General features: G+C 37.0%; 10 protein-coding genes and 1 pseudogene. 9 read left to right on the top strand and 2 right to left on the bottom strand.

Going from position 1 to position 16,801, the window contains the following annotated elements; genetic code table 11:
- The first annotated feature begins 1,044 nt into the window (after positions 1 to 1,044).
- The 4 genes from LDL57_RS10505 to LDL57_RS10490 all read left to right on the top strand — a co-directional run bounded on the left by LDL57_RS10505 (position 1,045) and on the right by LDL57_RS10490 (position 9,362).
- Positions 1,045 to 1,527, top strand: a complete 483-nt coding sequence (locus tag LDL57_RS10505; protein WP_180559743.1) for a YuaE family lipoprotein — start codon at positions 1,045 to 1,047, stop codon at positions 1,525 to 1,527.
- 232 nt (positions 1,528 to 1,759) lie between these two features.
- Positions 1,760 to 7,441 (top strand): Ig-like domain-containing protein, encoded by a 5,682-nt coding sequence (locus LDL57_RS10500; RefSeq protein ID WP_225505569.1) that lies wholly within the window; start codon positions 1,760 to 1,762, stop codon positions 7,439 to 7,441.
- Between the two features lie 39 nt (positions 7,442 to 7,480).
- Complete coding sequence (locus LDL57_RS10495; protein WP_180560992.1) at positions 7,481 to 8,467, top strand: hypothetical protein; 987 nt, start codon at positions 7,481 to 7,483, stop codon at positions 8,465 to 8,467.
- Positions 8,468 to 8,927: 460 nt separating this feature from the next.
- Complete coding sequence (locus LDL57_RS10490) at positions 8,928 to 9,362, top strand: YuaE family lipoprotein (protein ID WP_180560991.1); 435 nt, start codon at positions 8,928 to 8,930, stop codon at positions 9,360 to 9,362.
- 115 nt (positions 9,363 to 9,477) lie between these two features.
- Here the strand turns inward: LDL57_RS10490 and LDL57_RS10485 are convergent, their stop codons facing one another.
- The gene (locus tag LDL57_RS10485) at positions 9,478 to 10,287 is read right to left on the bottom strand and encodes a TOBE domain-containing protein (RefSeq protein WP_180560990.1); all 810 of its coding nucleotides are present in this window, start codon (positions 10,285 to 10,287) and stop codon (positions 9,478 to 9,480) included.
- Between the two features lie 77 nt (positions 10,288 to 10,364).
- Positions 10,365 to 10,769: an IS200/IS605 family transposase gene (tnpA, locus tag LDL57_RS10480; RefSeq protein WP_225505529.1), complete on the bottom strand. Its 405-nt coding sequence runs from the start codon at positions 10,767 to 10,769 to the stop codon at positions 10,365 to 10,367.
- 58 nt (positions 10,770 to 10,827) lie between these two features.
- Between tnpA and LDL57_RS10475 the strand changes: the two are divergent.
- The 5 genes and pseudogenes from LDL57_RS10475 (at position 10,828) to LDL57_RS10455 (ending at position 16,583) form a co-directional block, all read left to right on the top strand.
- Positions 10,828 to 12,052 (top strand): annotated as a pseudogene (locus tag LDL57_RS10475) (RNA-guided endonuclease InsQ/TnpB family protein).
- Between the two features lie 361 nt (positions 12,053 to 12,413).
- A complete protein-coding gene (locus LDL57_RS10470) occupies positions 12,414 to 12,560 on the top strand; it encodes an AcrZ family multidrug efflux pump-associated protein (protein WP_180560989.1) in 147 nt (48 codons plus the stop codon).
- 397 nt (positions 12,561 to 12,957) lie between these two features.
- Positions 12,958 to 14,094, top strand: coding sequence for an iron-containing alcohol dehydrogenase (locus LDL57_RS10465; protein ID WP_180560988.1), 1,137 nt, complete (start codon positions 12,958 to 12,960; stop codon positions 14,092 to 14,094).
- A 108-nt stretch (positions 14,095 to 14,202) separates the two neighbouring features.
- On the top strand, positions 14,203 to 15,036 hold the full coding sequence (locus tag LDL57_RS10460) for an SDR family oxidoreductase (RefSeq protein ID WP_180560987.1): 834 nt from the start codon (positions 14,203 to 14,205) through the stop codon (positions 15,034 to 15,036).
- A 338-nt stretch (positions 15,037 to 15,374) separates the two neighbouring features.
- Positions 15,375 to 16,583, top strand: coding sequence for a serine hydrolase (locus LDL57_RS10455; protein ID WP_180560986.1), 1,209 nt, complete (start codon positions 15,375 to 15,377; stop codon positions 16,581 to 16,583).
- Positions 16,584 to 16,801 lie beyond the last annotated feature (218 nt).

Genomic DNA, 16,801 nt, shown 5'->3' with positions numbered 1-16,801 from the left:
TAAATTATTAATAATAAATTTTAATGATATTGTAGAATTATTTTAAAATTATGTGTCTATATTTATATTTGTAACAATAGATAAAAAAAATGGAGCCTTATGGCTCCAATTTTCCTTTTATAAGAGAAACTTTTCCGTTAGTTTCAGGCACAAAATAGAATAAGACAATTAGTATAATAAAAAATACCAATCAGTAGGTTATATTTCCATATATTAAGTATGTTTCCAAATCGATTAAATAAAATATTCGTTTAGTGATTATTAATGTATAGCGTGTAAATTATCATATTCAATACCTGGTCATTATTGAGAATATTCAAAGTCAATTTGTTATTAAGTTGTTTTTATTTAGTTGTATTCATAATGATTTATTTTGCAATATCATTTAATTTTATTTTCTATATTCGTTTTAAAGCGAATAATATGTAATTTTGTAATCTCTGTATAGTTAAACTATAATTAAATATGTATCTAAATGTTTTCATTTTTTATATCTTATTGATTTTTATTAATTTAATCCATTGGGAAAACGATCATAAGTTAATAATTGATAGCTGTTATCTATTAATATTTGACTTATGATCGATTAAAACGATTTGCCGTTTTAATATTTATATATATCATTTCACTCATTACAAGCTTAACTTATAGAATTTTTTCTTGTTTTTTTGTTTTAGTTCATACTTTAATCTAATCATCTATTTGATGAGAATAATTTTTGTTTAAAAATTTAAATAATTTATATTTGAATATAATTCAACCACTATCAAATTATTAATAAATATAGTTTATCTATGACTAATAGTTATTCGATATTTTACTTTATTAAAAGTGAGAATTTTTACTTAACTTTATTATTAATAAAATTTTAAGGATTCACTTTTATATGTCGAAACGATTATCTTTTTTTATTAAAAAACTAGTACTACTTTTTTCTATCATTTTTATGATGTTGTGTAGTACTGAATTATTAGTTTGGATCACTCGAAATGGCTCCTTAATGGAGCTTGTTAATTAGCTACGTAATTGAATAAAGGCTTTGTTATGAATGTTAATTTCCAAAAGTGCGCTTTAGTATTTGGTGCTATGTTTTTATTAAATGCTTGTTCTGTACCTGTGTCAAAAAAGATGAATAATAAATTAAATGATAAAACAGCGAGTCAAACTAATAAAAATGGCGCGACTATTGTCAATAACCAAAGTAGTATTCCTGCACGAAATTATATAGAAAAAAAAGGTATGTTATTTGATGGTATTACTATTGCCTCGTCAAATAATGAATGTGTTGACCGTTTTAATTTTTTAAAAGAAGCGAATGGCGGTAAATACCAACAATATTCCAATGATTATAATAAAATTAGCAGGGATTATACGTTTTTAAATGTTAATAAAAATATTATGGATAAAGATTCAAAAGAATTATTATCTATGACCCTAAGTACTAAATTAGACACGCTATGCTCAAAAGTTCAATTCTCAGGTTTTCAAAGCGTAAAAGAAAAAGTTAAAGCGTTATCAAGTATTTAAATATTATTCTTATTCTACCACCTTTAATTAACTGAAGGTGGTTTCTTACTATGAATGTACATATTAGAGTAAATTACTTATGCCACAGTTTTCATGGAAGGGAAAAAAAATAATAGCGTGGTGGTTACTTTTAATACAATTATTTTCTCCCCTCCTTTTTTTTTCTACCTCAATAGCTAATGCAGTCGAAAATGCTGAGATGGCTGATACTATCTCAGGTATTTAATCCCTGATGAATGATGCCAAAGAGCATGATAATATCGTTACTAAAGAGAGTTTAACATCGTCATCTCAGGGAGAAACCTCTCTATTTCCCTCTGAACGCTTGAGTTCAGGACATTATCCGTTAGAAATGCCACCCAGTCTTGAAATCAAGGCTAACAGCACCGAGACAATTAATCCTATTTTACCTAATTTAGGTGGAGCTGAAACTTCCGCAGAAGACAATACAGATCAAGCTTTGGCTTCCATTGCCAGCCAGGTTGGCAATATTTTAGCCAATAGAAATGCAGTTGATGCTTCTATCGGTTATGCAAAAAATATTGGCGAAGGGTTGGTTAATCAGCGACTTAACGATTGGTTAAGTCAGTATGGTACTGCCCGTGTTTCTATCAGCAGCGATAGAACATTTACTGGAGATTTTTTATTACCTGTTATAGATAGCATAAATAGTTTGCTTTTTACCCAATTAGGATTAAGAACAAATAAAGACAGAAATACTTTAAATTTGGGTTTAGGTTATCGTCAATATTGGGGCGATTGGATGTATGGCATTAATACTTTCTATGACTATGATTACACCGGAGGTAATGCCCGCTTAGGTCTAGGTGGTGAAGCTTGGACAGATTATCTGAAATTAGCGGCTAATGGCTATTTTGGCTTAACTGATTGGCACCAATCAAAGATATTTATAATGGATGATTATGATGAGCGTCCAGCAACCGGCTTTGATGTTCGCGCAGAAGCCTATTTACCGACTTACCCTAAACTGGGTGGTAGTATCAAATATGAAAAATATTTTGGCAAAGGTGTCCATCTTGGTACCGGTGTTGATCCTGATAAATTAAAAGACGATCCTTATGCATTGACATTAGGGATAAATTACACGCCCGTACCATTAATAACCTTGAAAGGGGAGCATGCGGCCGGTGACCGTAATGACACTATGGTTGGTATGGATATTATTTATCGCTTTGGCGTGCCTTTAGCACAGCAATTAGATCCTGATGCGGTTGATGTCATGCGTAGTTTGGTTGGTAATAAGTATGATTTTGTCGATCGAAATTATGATATTGTTATGCAATATCGCAAACAGGAATTAATTAATATTTCGTTGCCCGCTGAAATGCGAGCGGAAGCAAAAGAAACAGTGATTGTTTCTGCTACCATCAATAAAACCAAATATGGTTTAAAAACCATCAACTGGACAGTTCCCGCTAATTTTCTCGCTAATGGTGGTAATTATAAGGTTATTTCACCAACCCAATTGGAAATTATTTTACCGGCTTATGTTTATAAGACACAAAGTAATGCTGCGCAAGAATATCAAATCAGTGCGGTGGGGATAGATAATAATGACAATGAATCGAACAGAGCCACGACCATAATACGAGTAAAACCTTCTAAGAATGTGGTTAATGATTTGATTGTCGAGCCTAATGCAACTTTACCTGCAAATAATCAGGATCGTTTTACCACTACTGCCGTGATCACTAATGAACATGGACAACCATTACCTCAACAAGTTATTACTTTCCATGTCGATGGTTTAAAACAGTCAGATGGTCAATCGGGTACAACATTGTTTAGCGGTACTCAAAGTGCTAGCAATGGAAAGGGGATAACAGCAACTACTGATAGCCAAGGAAAAGCGGTTATTTATATAACCAGTAAAGTGGCGGGCGAAGGCAAGATCACCGCAACAATGGAAAACGGCAATTATAAACATAGCGCGCTCAAATTCAGCGCGGATCGTAATTCAGCTGAGGTTGCCAAATTAACTGTTACCAGGGATAAAGCATTAGCCGATGGTAAAGAAAAGAATACGCTGTATGCATTAGTAACTGATAAACATGGTAATACAGTTGCGGATATGCCCATTATTCTGACCGCCACCGATGGCGCAATAATTGACAATAGTGGAAGCGCGAATACTAATCAACGTGGAGAACTGATTATTGGCGTTACCAATACTAAAGCGGGTAAAAGTGAAATTACCGCTGCAGTTAATGGTAAGGAAGAAAAGCAGTCGGTTACCTTTGTCACTGGCCGTCCAAGTGCAGAAAAATCATTATTAACCGCACAACCCGCAACTATTGTGGCCAATGGTAAAGCGGTAGCTAACTTAAAACTTGAACTGAAGGATGCGCAGGGCAATCCTATTAGTGGTGATAAAGTGACCTTTAGCACTAGTTTGGCTAATAGTCACATTAATAACATAAATGAGACTGCTAAAGGTGTTTATAGCGCCGAATTAACCGGCACCACTGCTGGACAAAGTACCTTTAACGTTAAAATTAATGGTTCAGTGTTGAAAGTTAAGCCAGTAACTGTGCTGCTAGAAGCGGATCGCGACACGATGAGCATTAAAAAAGGTAATTTGATTATATTAAAAGATAATCAATTAGCCGATGGTAAAGCACAAAATCAGTTAAAGGCGGTAGTCACTGATGCAAATGGTAATTTGGTGCCAAATGTAAGTGTAGTATTTAAGGCAGATAATGGAGCGATGCCTGCATCGAAGAACGTCGATACGAACGCTAATGGAGAAGCCAAGTTTGAGATCACTAATAAAACAGCGGTTGGATCTACTATTACGGCAAGCATTAACAATTCAACTCAACAGCAAAAGGTTAATTTTGTTGCAGATACTTCAACGGCTGTTATTACCGATAGTAATTTGTTGATCACTTCTGATAATGCGCCAGCAAACGGCATAGCAACTAATGGGGCCACAGCCAAGGTAACCGATGAACATGGTAATCTGGTACCTAACGTTGATGTGGCTTTTACCGTTAGTAATGGTGCATTAATCAATACAGTAATAGGAAGAACCGGTAATGATGGTCAAGCAAAGGCTACGGTAACCAGTAGAAAAGCCGGTGCTTATACTGTTACTGCTAAAGTGAATAATAAAGCGACCCACAAACAGACCACCTTTATAGCTGATGAGAAAACGGCACAAATTACAGCCGGCAATTTACTGATCAATCCCAATAACTCACCAGCAGATGGCAAAACCGCCAATGTTGTTACTGCGATAGTGACTGATGCTGAAGGTAACCAGGTGCCGAATATTGAGGTGACATTTGCGGTCAGTGGTGAAGCGAAACTTACGCAGCAAAAAGTTAAAACCGATAGCGAAGGTAAAGCGATTACCGAGATAACGAGTAATAAAGCGGGTACTTATACCGTTACGGCTAGTGTAAATGGCAAAGGGACTGACAAGCAGACCACCTTTAAAGCCGATGGCACAACCGCAGAAATTACCGACGCCAATTTGGTCATTAAGCCGGATAATTCACCGGCAAATGGTGTGGCAACTAATGGGGTCACTGCCATCGTAACGGACGCAAAAGGTAATCCGGTACCAAATACTGAGGTGATATTTAAGGTCAGTGATGATGCAGCTATTTCTCCCGTAAAAGCTAAAACGGATACAAAGGGTATAGTGAAGGCTACGATAACCAGTAATAAAGCGGGTACTTATACCGTTACGGCTAGCGTAAATGGCAAAGGGACTGACAAACAGACCACCTTTAAAGCCGATGGCACAACCGCAGAAATTACCGACGCCAATTTGGTCATTAAGCCGGATAACTCACCGGCAAATGGTGTGGCAACTAATGGGGTCACTGCCATCGTAACCGATGCAAAAGGTAATTGGGTGCCAAATACCGAGGTGACATTTGCGGTCAGTGGTGAAGCGACAATTAAGCAGCAAAAAGTTAAAACCGATAGCGAAGGTAAAGCAATTACCGAGATAACGAGTAATAAAGCGGGTACTTATACCGTTACGGCTAGTGTAAATGGCAAAGGGACTGACAAGCAGACCACCTTTAAAGCCGATGGCACAACCGCAGAAATTACCGACGCCAATTTGGTCATTAAGCCGGATAATTCACCGGCAAATGGTGTGGCAACTAATGGGGTCACTGCCATCGTAACGGACGCAAAAGGTAATCCGGTACCAAATACTGAGGTGATATTTAAGGTCAGTGATGATGCAGCTATTTCTCCCGTAAAAGCTAAAACGGATACAAAGGGTATAGTGAAGGCTACGATAACCAGTAATAAAGCGGGTACTTATACCGTTACGGCTAGCGTAAATGGCAAAGGGACTGACAAACAGACCACCTTTAAAGCCGATGGCACAACCGCAGAAATTACCGACGCCAATTTGGTCATTAAGCCGGATAACTCACCGGCAAATGGTGTGGCAACTAATGGGGTCACTGCCATCGTAACCGATGCAAAAGGTAATTGGGTGCCAAATACCGAGGTGACATTTGCGGTCAGTGGTGAAGCGACAATTAAGCAGCAAAAAGTTAAAACCGATAGCGAAGGTAAAGCAATTACCGAGATAACGAGTAATAAAGCGGGTACTTATACCGTTACGGCTAGCGTAAATGGCAAAGGGACTGACAAACAGACCACCTTTAAAGCCGATGGCACAACCGCAGAAATTACCGACGCCAATTTGGTCATTCAGCCGGATAACTCACCAGCAGATGGAAAAACAGCCAATGTTGTTACTGCTAGGGTAACTGATGCAAAAGGTAATTGGGTGCCAAATACCGAGGTGACATTTGCGGTCAGTGGTGAAGCGACAATTAAGCAGCAAAAAGTTAAAACCGATAGCGAAGGTAAAGCAATTACCGAGATAACGAGTAGTAAAGCGGGTACTTATACCGTTACGGCTACCGTGAATGGTAAAGGGACTGATAAACAGACCACCTTTAAAGCCGATGGCACAACGGCGGAAATTACTGACGCCAATTTGTTGATTGATCCGGATAACTCACCGGCAGATGGAAAAACAACCAATGTAGTTACTGCAAGAGTAACTGATGCAAAAGGTAATTGGGTGCCTGATGCAGAGGTGACATTTACGGTCAGTGGTGAAGCGAAACTTACGCAGCAAAAAGTTAAAACCGATAGCGAAGGTAAAGCGATTACCAAGGTAACGAGCAGTAAGGCAGGTGCTTATACCGTCACGGCTAAAGTTAATGATAAAGAGGTTAACAAACCAACCCACTTTGTTGCGGATAGCACTACGGCAGCATTAACTCAAGTTCGATTGGATGGCGATATCATTAGTAAAGCTGCCAATGGTAAAGATACATTCACTTTTATTGCAGTGGTAAAAGATGCAAATGGCAATTTGGTGCCTAACATCGAGGTGACATGGCAACAAGATAAAGGTAGCGATGCTACATTACCAAAACCGGCGAAGAGTAAAACTGACGCTAATGGAGAGGCCAAAATTGATTTAACCAGTACAACTAAAGCTGTTGAGAATATTCAGGTCAGTGCGCAATTAAGCGATGGCAAGGTAAACAAAGCCGATAAAACAGTGAGCTTTGTTGGCGATACTGCAACTGCTGGGATCCAAATTACGTCATTAATGCAAAAAAATATTGTACCGGCGGATGATCAATCAGAGTATCCATTTGAAATTAGTGTCACTGATAGCAATGGTAATGTTTTGAAAGATTATGCTGTAGATGTGTTAATTCCAGCTTTATCGATTAATGAGAAACTTACCACCGATAATCTAGGTAAAGTTAAGTTCTCACCGAAGAGTGCAAAAGTGGGTAGGTTTGATGTGACTGTAACTTCGTCTACCAATCAGACAGTGTCTAACAAGTTCAAGGTTGAATACACTATTACAATGTTGTCATCAGCTAATTAACAATGACTGGTTGATTGTGAGATAGAAATGGAGTTTTTAATGAAAAAAATAGCACTTATTATGGCAATGCTGTTTTTCTATAGCAGCAGCGCGTTAGCGCTGGAATGTAAGGTTTTAGGTAATACTGATAATCCTTATCGTGAGACTAAACCTGTGGGCAATGTTTTGATCCCTAAAGATTCTAAAAATGGTGAAAAGATCTGGATATCTGAGCTATTTACGCGAAATGTTGAATGCACTTCTAAGGAATCAGAAGCGGTCTACTTTTATTCTTTTCCAGAAGTAAGTGCGCCAGACATTCCTCCGGGAATGAAATTTGGTATAACCTATAACGGTCATGATACTGATTTGAATATTAATATCCCAGAAATAGAGCGAAGGATAGAAACCGATATTTACGTGAATGCTAATCAGCCGGAAAAAGGAACTATTCAGGTAAGGCTTTATATAAAGAAAGATGGTGATATTGATTCAAGTCGTTTTTCTGGGCAGCTAAATATTTATCAGCTTGATGGTAAGGGTGGATTGAATAATGATCCGAAAGGGCCGAATTATAGATTTAGCTTATCTCAATTAGATAATATTACTGAAATTGCGTGTAATTCTAGCTATTCTTGGCGCAAATTTAATCTTTCTATCAATGACAATTTAACATTAAAGCAGCAGTCAGTAGCAAATATTGGCGGCTTAAATTTAACCTGTCAGGCTAATAACCACCTTAGTCTTGCTAATAAAAGCGTTACGCTGGATGTTTATCCAGACAGCGCTAAGTCTGGCGAGTTTTTTACCACCAATTTAGCCGGATTAAATTTTACCTTTAATATTGAGGGTCAGGAGCTAAAACCGAATAACAGAAATCAAATCATCGTACCACTTAATGACAAAGGCCAAGCCAATATTAATGTTGATGGGCTATTTAAGTTAGATTACCAGAAACCTGGCCAGGATTGGCTCTATAACCCTGCAACCTCAACCGTTACACCAGAAAAAGTCAGTATCAAATCAGATCTAAGGTTAATAGAATAAAAATGGGTTGGAAATCATGACAAATATTTTTATCAATGGAGAGATATTATATTGGGCATACAAGTGAAAGAAATATTTTCATTAGTATTGGCAGGGATTTCTAGTAAATTTCATTGCAATAAATCTTAACGGATGTAAGCGGTATTTTGAATGTCGATAAGGAAATTGGCATTCATTTATCGCTAGTGAGAAAAAGTAATGAAATGATAATATTGGTAATAATTATTATTTAGTCGTTATTACAAAAATTAAACCCATTTTTACTGAAATAAAAGATATTAGGAAGTAGTTAACCTGCCAGGGATGGCAAACTATATTTTAAAGCCACGGTAATTAATCTGAGAGGTTGATCGCTTTATTTATCGTTAGAAAAGGAAGTTGTTTACTTCTTTTATCAGTTAATTTACCATTCGTGATTTCGTGTAGATCAAAGAAAATAATATTTTTAGGATTCAATGACATGACGTACAATAAAAAAAATCTGTTTAGTGTATTATTAGCCATTATGTTGTTGAGCGGATGTGCGGGTTTCGCTAAAAAAAATAGCAATATCGATAACCAAACAGCGGCAGTTGAATCGCCAGTCAACAAATCTGGAATATTATTTAATGGTATTATTATTTCCTCAACAAACAACGAATGTATTGATCACTTAAATCTACTTAAAAAAACAGAACCCGTTAAATATCAAAAGTATATAAAAGACTACGTTATGATTATGGATGATATTAAATATTGGAATATTAACAAAAATATTATGGATAGTGATTCAAAAAATTTGTTAGCGATGGCACTTAATACCAAACTTGATTTACTCTGTGCCAAGGTAAAGTACAATAACTTTGTTAGCACGAAAAAGAAAATACAGAAGTTAGTTGACTCCTATCAAAAATAGTTAATTTGCTGTTATAGGAATAATATCAGTATCAATTTTTATATTTTCATTATAAAAGCTTAATTATTGGTTGGTTTTATTAAGCTTTTTATATGTTAAAATAAATTTTATAAAATTAATCTGTTGTTAAGTCAGGCAAATATTGTAATGTGGCGACAATAATCTGGTTAGCGGCAAAAACTGCCGTCAATTTATTGCCAAGTTCTATTCTTTGATCTGCTATTGCTTGATTTGACATGATAGAGCAAAGTAATAATCCATCCTCTAATTTCACCTTCAGCTCACTATCTTTATCATCTTTTTCAATATGAACTACCGTTCCTGTTACCTTGTTATCGGCTGCTGGGATTACTGTTTGTGATGGCAGCAATTTTATTGCGGGTGCTTTGAGTAGAATTAAAACTTCTTTGCCGACTGTTAATTGTAATCGTTTGATACTTTGCTTAGTTAATGAGGCATTTAAAATGGTGTCACTATTGGTTAACTGAATTTTGATATTTTGCTGAATTGAGTGGCTATCATATTCGATCAAAGTACCAAAGAATTGATTACGCGCGCTGGTTTGCAATGAAAAACGTGAAATTGCTGCTAGTAAACTATCGAGCGGTAAATTTTTATCATTTAACACATGATAGGCTTTTTGCTGGATCTGTTTTAATAATCCATACAGTTGTAATAAACGTTCGCCGTAGGGCGTTAAAACGGTACCACCGCCACCTTTACCGCCGGTAGCACTGGCAAGTAGAGTTTTTTCGGCTATTTGATTCATTTCGTTTATTGCATGCCAGGCGCTTTTATAACTCATGCCCGCCAATTGTGCAGCTTGATTAATGGAGCCAGAAGATTTTATATAGTTGAGTAATTTGATCCGTCGTGCATCAGCAAATAGTCGATCATGAAGTTTTAAGGTTAAGAAAATATCCATCTTAACCTCCAAAGGGTACTCCCACCGACATAAGGTGGGAGGGGAATTTGGTCGGGCTTGAAAAGCCCGAAGAATGATCAGCCACGCTGATTTTGAATGTATTGCTTAACAACTTCCAGCGGTGCTCCCCCGCACGAACCTGCAAAGTATGATCGAGACCACAACACTGGCTTGCCGTAAGCCCCACGCAAGTCTAGAAACTCATTACGCAGACGACGAGACGTTACCGCTTTCAGCGAGTTTACTAGTACTGACAACTGCACTGTGGGCGGGTACTCGATCAGCATATGAACGTGATCGGACTCTCCGTTACTTTCCTTTAAATCAGCCCCAAAGTCGCGACACACTTCACCTGCATACTGATGAAATGCTTTGTAGTGCAAGCCACTGAGTACTTTCTTTCGGTACTTAGTCACAAAGACAAGGTGAACATGTAAAAGAAACGCTGCATGTCTTGAACGGTTGATTTTATATTTTTGCATTGAAATTAACCGGATATACGGTAAGATAGTGAGATAATTTACTACACACTGAGTAATAATGCTAATTCTAAAAGCCTACAAATTCAGACTCGAACCAACCGAAAAACAGTCGCAACGTTTGCGGCAGTTGTGCGGATGCGCTCGTTTTATCTGGAATTACGGGCTAGCAGAGACGCAACGCATTATTGAATCCGGCGGTAAACTACCGTCAGCGTTTGAACTAAATCGGATGCTCACAGAATGGAAAAAAAGCCGGAACATTCCTTTTGCAAGAAGCCTACACGGATAATCTTCAGCAGAAACTCAAAGATCTGCACGGGGCATGGAAACGCTGCTTTGATAAAAAACTGGCAGCAAAAGCTCCTGTATTTAAAAGGAAAAATGACGGGCGTGATTCAGTTCGTTTTGTTAATTTTGATAAATATTGTCAGCTCGATAATGGCAGAGTGAGATTACCGTCAGGTTTGGTATGGGTAAAGTTCCGGCAGTCGCAAAAGCTGTACGGTAAGATTAAAAACGCAACCGTTAGCCAACATGCGGGACACTGGTATATATCGTTTCAGGTCGAACTGGAAATGGACATTCAGCCTCATTCGTCAGCAACAATGATTGGTTTGGATGCAGGTGTAACCAGACTCGCCACGCTGTCAGACGGCACAGTGTTTGAACCTGTAAACAGTTTTAAAACCAACCAAAAAAAGCTGGCGAAATTCCAGCGTCAGTTAAGCTGTAAAGTTAAATTCAGCAATAACTGGAAAAAACAGAAGCGAAAAATCCAACGTCTCCACTCGCATATAACCAATATCCGCAAAGACTACCTTCACAAAGTCACCAGTGAAATCAGCAAAAACCACGCGATGATCGTCATTGAGGACTTAAAGGTCAGTAACATGTCGAAATCGGCAAAAGGTACACAAGAGCAGCACGGACGGAATGTCAGGGCAAAATCAGGACTTAACCGTTCGATACTGGATCAGGGTTGGTATGAAATGCGCCGTCAGCTTGAGTACAAGCAGCTATGGCGCGGTGGTCAGGTATTAGCTGTGCCTCCGGCATATACAAGTCAACGGTGTGCATGTTGTGGTCATACAGCGAAAGAAAATCGTCAATCACAAAGTAGATTCGAGTGCCTTGAGTGCGGGTATACAGAGAACGCAGATATCAACGGAGCTCGTAACATTTTAGCGGCAGGACATGCCGTGTTAGCCTGTGAAGTGAACGGTGCAGTAATGCCGTCAGCAGCAGGAACCAGGCTTCTGAGCGATCAGATAGTCTCCGACTAACGGGAATCCCCCTCCTGAGTCACGAAGTGTGAAGGTGGGGGAGGATGTCAATAAAAATAGCCTTATTAGCCCAAACTCACATTACGAGTTTATTATTTTATTGCTCTTTGTTATATCAAATAGTGGAAATAGAATGAAGACTTGTCGATTGTTGCGAATAAATATCTGCGGTTAGAGATTAATATTTTAGGAATTTAATCATTTTTGTCACTAAATTTACCATCGGTGTAAAAAAATGAAAACTTTAGTGTTAGCCTTCAAAATAGAAAATAAATAGAATAATCTAACTTATAAGGTTACTATTTAGTTATGTTTATATCTTACCTAATAGAATGAATCACTACTTTACCGAGGCTATCTAATGCTGGATATTTTAAAAAGTATGCTCTTTGCACTCTGTATGGTGCCGATTGTGATGGGTGGAATTATGTTACTAATTTATGGTATTGGAGAGCTTTTTAACATATTGTCGAAGGCACATTACCCTCACTCAAAGAAACAACATTAATACATTGATCTTCTCTTGATAATTAGCCAAAATTTTGTGGCATTGCCTGAAAAAGCGTTTTATGCTTTTTCAGGCACTTTATTACTTATTTTTAATCTGAGTGATATATTTAATTTAGATATAACAACAGCCTCAATTACCTCGCCATTCTCTATTTTTTGCTCTTTATTATCTGATCTGTAAACGCTTAATACCTACTTGATATCTTACCGATGACAAAATATTAAATATAATCAGCCTGTTTAGTTTAAAAGTATAAATAAACTATAAAACTATAAATTGACTTAGTGATTGATGAAGCGATTTTTATTTCTATCTGTGAAAAAATAGCTTGGTTGTTATTTGATAGCAAGATAAGTTCATTTGTTTTATTTTATTTAGTTTAAGGATAATTATTATGCCGCCATCAACTTTTTGCATTCCTACTATCAATAAAATTGGCCGGGGATGTTTAGTCGATGTGGTAAATTTAATGAAGGATTATGGTTATCAGCATGTGCTTATAGTGACTGATCCTTTTTTAATGAATAGTGGTCTGGTTGAAAAAGTAACCAGAGTTTTTTTACATAATAAGATTAAAAGTCATCTTTTTACTGATGCTAAATTGGTGTCATCATTAGAAATTGTAAAACAGTCGATCGGTTGTTATGAACAGCAGCAAATTGATTGTATTGTTTCAATTGGTGAGGGAGCTGCTTATGATTATGCTAAGGCAATGATTTATTTACAATCTCATCAATCCATTTTTATGACTGATAATATTAAAAAGCCATGGCCTTTAATTACCATCAACACAACTTCTGCCTCAAATATCGATAATTTTAATCCATTGATTGATCAAACTAAAAATGAATTGATCAATTTAGCAATTGCCGGATCACGTATTACGCCCTTACTGTCAGTAACTGAACCGGAATTAATGCTAGGTTTATCAAGTGAATTTATTGCTGCATTAGGCATGAACTCTTTAACTTATGCTATTGAGGCTTATGTTTCTACAGCAGCTAATCCTGTTACAGATGCATGTGCTTTGAGCGCTATTAAAATATTGAGTAATGATTTGCGCCGAGCAGTTAATTATTCATTAGATTTGCAGGCCCACGAAAATATTGCTTATGCCCAGTTTCTAGCGGGTATGGCTTTTAATAATGCTTCACAGGGATATGTACAGACCTTAGCCTGGCAAGTGAGCCATTTTTATAATCAACCACTAACCATTTGCAATGCGGTTTTGTTGCCTCAAGTACAAGTTTTTAATCTGAAGGCAGTGGCAAAAAAGTTAAAAAATATTGCTGGTGCAATGGGGATTCGAGTTGCTCATATGACCGATCAACGTGGTGCAGAAGCTTGTATTGCTGAAATAAGACGGCTAAATTGTGATCTTGGGCTACCTTCAGGACTAAGACGATTGAATGTTCAGGATAGTGATTTAGCTAAATTAGCTAAAGCAGCGTTAAAAAGTGCTTCCGGTATCACTAATCCTGTTCAGGCGAATTTAACTGATTTGATCGCTATTTACCAATCAGCAATGTAGTTTTAATGTTATAACTAATTATTGTTAGAGAATTGTGATCTTTGAATTATATTAATAAGTAGGGTAAGTATAATGTAACTACTAAGTTGATCGGAGGTGGTCAGATTTATGAAAAAGGTCGCTATCATTGGATTAGGCTGGTTAGGATTACCCTTAGCACTTGAGTTAATGCGGTCAGGAATGGAAGTGGTTGGTAGTAAAACCACGCCAGATGGTGTAAATGCAGCCAGAATGTCAGGTATTGATTGTTACCAATTACTGCTAACGCCAGATATTAAGTGTGAGGCCGAAGATCTGGTGCAGTTAATGAATGCTACCGATGTGTTGGTTATTATGTTACCAGCCAATAAAACAGCAGAAGGTGGTATCGGTTATTTGAAGGCGGTACAACTTTTAGTTGATACTGCCCTTTCCTACGCTATACCGCGTATTATTTTTACCAGTTCAACCTCAGTGTATGGAGCACAAAGTGGAACTTTAAATGAAGATGCTGAGTTATATCCTAATACCGAAGTAGGTAAAACGCTGGTCGAGGTAGAAAATTGGCTACATCAATTGCCAAATATATCAGTAGATATTCTTAGGTTAGCGGGTTTAGTGGGTGAAGCTCGACATGCAGGACGGTTTTTAGCGTGCCAAACAGCATTAACAGGAGGAAATGAGCCGGTTAATCTTATTCACCAAGATGATATTATTACTGCAATAAAGTTATTAATATTGCGGCCAGAAGGTGGCAATATTTATAATTTATGCGCACCTGAACATCCAATTAGATCATCTTATTATACAGCGGCATCACAACAGCTAGCCTTGCAACCGCCAGAATTTATTTCTGAATCAACACCTATCGCTGGAAAAATTATTGATGGTAGCCGTATCTGTAGGGAGCTTGGATTCGAATATAACTATCCTGATCCTGGCAATATGCCAATGAGTCTATAATTAGAGAATTGACGGTAAGATATATTTTGCATTTAGACCATTAGTAAAATTGCTGGTTAGGGCAAAAATTAGTAATACAGGGTTTTGTACTGATTTATTTATGCCACTGCGAGCAGTTATTGTCCGAAATTTGTCGGGTTTTCTGCTTATGGTGAATGTTTTATATTGGCTTAATTTTATCAACTGAAACAGTTAACAACCTATTTTTTCTACTTCGATTTGTGTGGCAGATCATATATAGCAATATTCTTTCTGCTTTTAGGCTAACTTTAATCGTTATAAGCGCTTTATAGTAGCATACTTAATATATTTAAATCAGAAAGCGCGGGAGATCGAGAATGAAAAAGAGCTTGATGAAAAAAATTAACCATTTGACGAGTGGATTAAGTCTATTATTTATTTTTGTTTTACCGATCAATGTTTATGCCGATGGATCACAGGTTACACCGCAACTTGATGTAAAAGCTTATGTGTTAATGGATTACCATAGTGGCAAAGTTTTAACAGCCAATAATCCAGATGAACGTTTAGATCCAGCTAGTTTAACAAAAATTATGACCAGTTATGTAGTGGGGCAAGCGATTAAAGCAGGTAAAATTAGCATTAATGATCTTGTCACCGTAGGAGAAGATGCTTGGGCAACGGGTAACCCTGTTTTACACGGTTCTTCTTTAATGTTTTTAAAACCTGGTGATAGGGTATCGGTGCTGGATTTAAATCGTGGTATCGTCATTCAATCGGGTAATGATGCTTGTATCGCATTGGCGGATTATGTCGCGGGTAGTCAAACGGTTTTTGTCGATCTCATGAACCAGTATGTTACCTCATTAGGATTAAAAAATACGCATTTTAAGACCGTACACGGCTTGGATTCAGAAGGCCAATACAGTACTGCCCACGATATGGCGGTATTATCTCAAGCATTGATTAGAGATGTTCCGCATGAGTATTTGCTACACGGCGAAAAAGTGTTTACTTATAATAAAATTAAGCAATTCAATCGCAATCGTTTATTGTGGAGCAAAAACTTACAGGTGGATGGGATTAAGACCGGTCATACAAGTGGGGCAGGGTATAATCTTATTACATCGGCAACGAATGGCCCAATGCGATTGATTGCTGTAGTGTTGGGGGCATCGAGTGATCGCATTCGTTTTACCGAAAGTGAAAAGCTGCTAAATTGGGGATTTCGTTTTTTTACTACGGTTATTCCTATAACGGCAGATAAACCCTTTACGACTGAAAAGGTATGGTATGGCAACCGATCTACGGTTTTATTGGGAACTGAAAAAGATGCAGCAATAACCATCCCGAAAGGAAAAGAGCAAGAGCTAAAAGCGACCTATACCCTCAACTCAGATTATCTCAAAGCGCCGTTAAGCAAAAATCAGGTAGTAGGAACAATTAATTTCTTTTTAAACGATCAATTGATTGATAAACGTCCATTAGTGGTGAAACAAGCGATAGAGCAGGGTGGATTTTTGAGTCGAGTATGGGATTATATTGTTGTGACAATTTCCAGTTGGTGGCAGGCATTATTTGGTTAGTTTGATTAGTTAAAGATAAAAAGACCTGCGGGTCTTTTTTTATAATTATTTTTAATAAAAGCAAGTTAAATATTTTTGAATAAAATTAGCGTTATATTTAATTAATTTTATAAAAATATAAAAATATAATATTATTTTTTTATATAAATTTACTTTTTTTATTTACAGACAAACTTCATTGTGAGGTTAAATTAATTGCCTCATAATTGTTTTAGACA

Origin of the sequence: Arsenophonus apicola (genome assembly GCF_020268605.1) — a bacterium.
Classification (GTDB): Bacteria; Pseudomonadota; Gammaproteobacteria; order Enterobacterales; family Enterobacteriaceae; genus Arsenophonus; species Arsenophonus apicola.
The sequence above is the reverse complement of the archived record's forward strand: the minus strand, read 5'-3'. Positions and strand labels throughout refer to the sequence as shown.

What these genes read in the sequence shown, in the direction of transcription:
- LDL57_RS10505 (WP_180559743.1), top strand. Translation starts at nt 1,045, where the DNA reads ATGAATGTTAATTTCCAAAAGTGCGCTTTAGTATTTGGTGCTATGTTT.
- LDL57_RS10500 (WP_225505569.1), top strand. Translation starts at nt 1,760, where the DNA reads ATGAATGATGCCAAAGAGCATGATAATATCGTTACTAAAGAGAGTTTA.
- LDL57_RS10495 (WP_180560992.1), top strand. Translation starts at nt 7,481, where the DNA reads ATGAAAAAAATAGCACTTATTATGGCAATGCTGTTTTTCTATAGCAGC.
- LDL57_RS10490 (WP_180560991.1), top strand. Translation starts at nt 8,928, where the DNA reads ATGACGTACAATAAAAAAAATCTGTTTAGTGTATTATTAGCCATTATG.
- LDL57_RS10485 (WP_180560990.1), bottom strand. Translation starts at nt 10,287, where the DNA reads ATGGATATTTTCTTAACCTTAAAACTTCATGATCGACTATTTGCTGAT.
- tnpA (WP_225505529.1), bottom strand. Translation starts at nt 10,769, where the DNA reads ATGCAAAAATATAAAATCAACCGTTCAAGACATGCAGCGTTTCTTTTA.
- LDL57_RS10470 (WP_180560989.1), top strand. Translation starts at nt 12,414, where the DNA reads ATGCTGGATATTTTAAAAAGTATGCTCTTTGCACTCTGTATGGTGCCG.
- LDL57_RS10465 (WP_180560988.1), top strand. Translation starts at nt 12,958, where the DNA reads ATGCCGCCATCAACTTTTTGCATTCCTACTATCAATAAAATTGGCCGG.
- LDL57_RS10460 (WP_180560987.1), top strand. Translation starts at nt 14,203, where the DNA reads ATGAAAAAGGTCGCTATCATTGGATTAGGCTGGTTAGGATTACCCTTA.
- LDL57_RS10455 (WP_180560986.1), top strand. Translation starts at nt 15,375, where the DNA reads ATGAAAAAGAGCTTGATGAAAAAAATTAACCATTTGACGAGTGGATTA.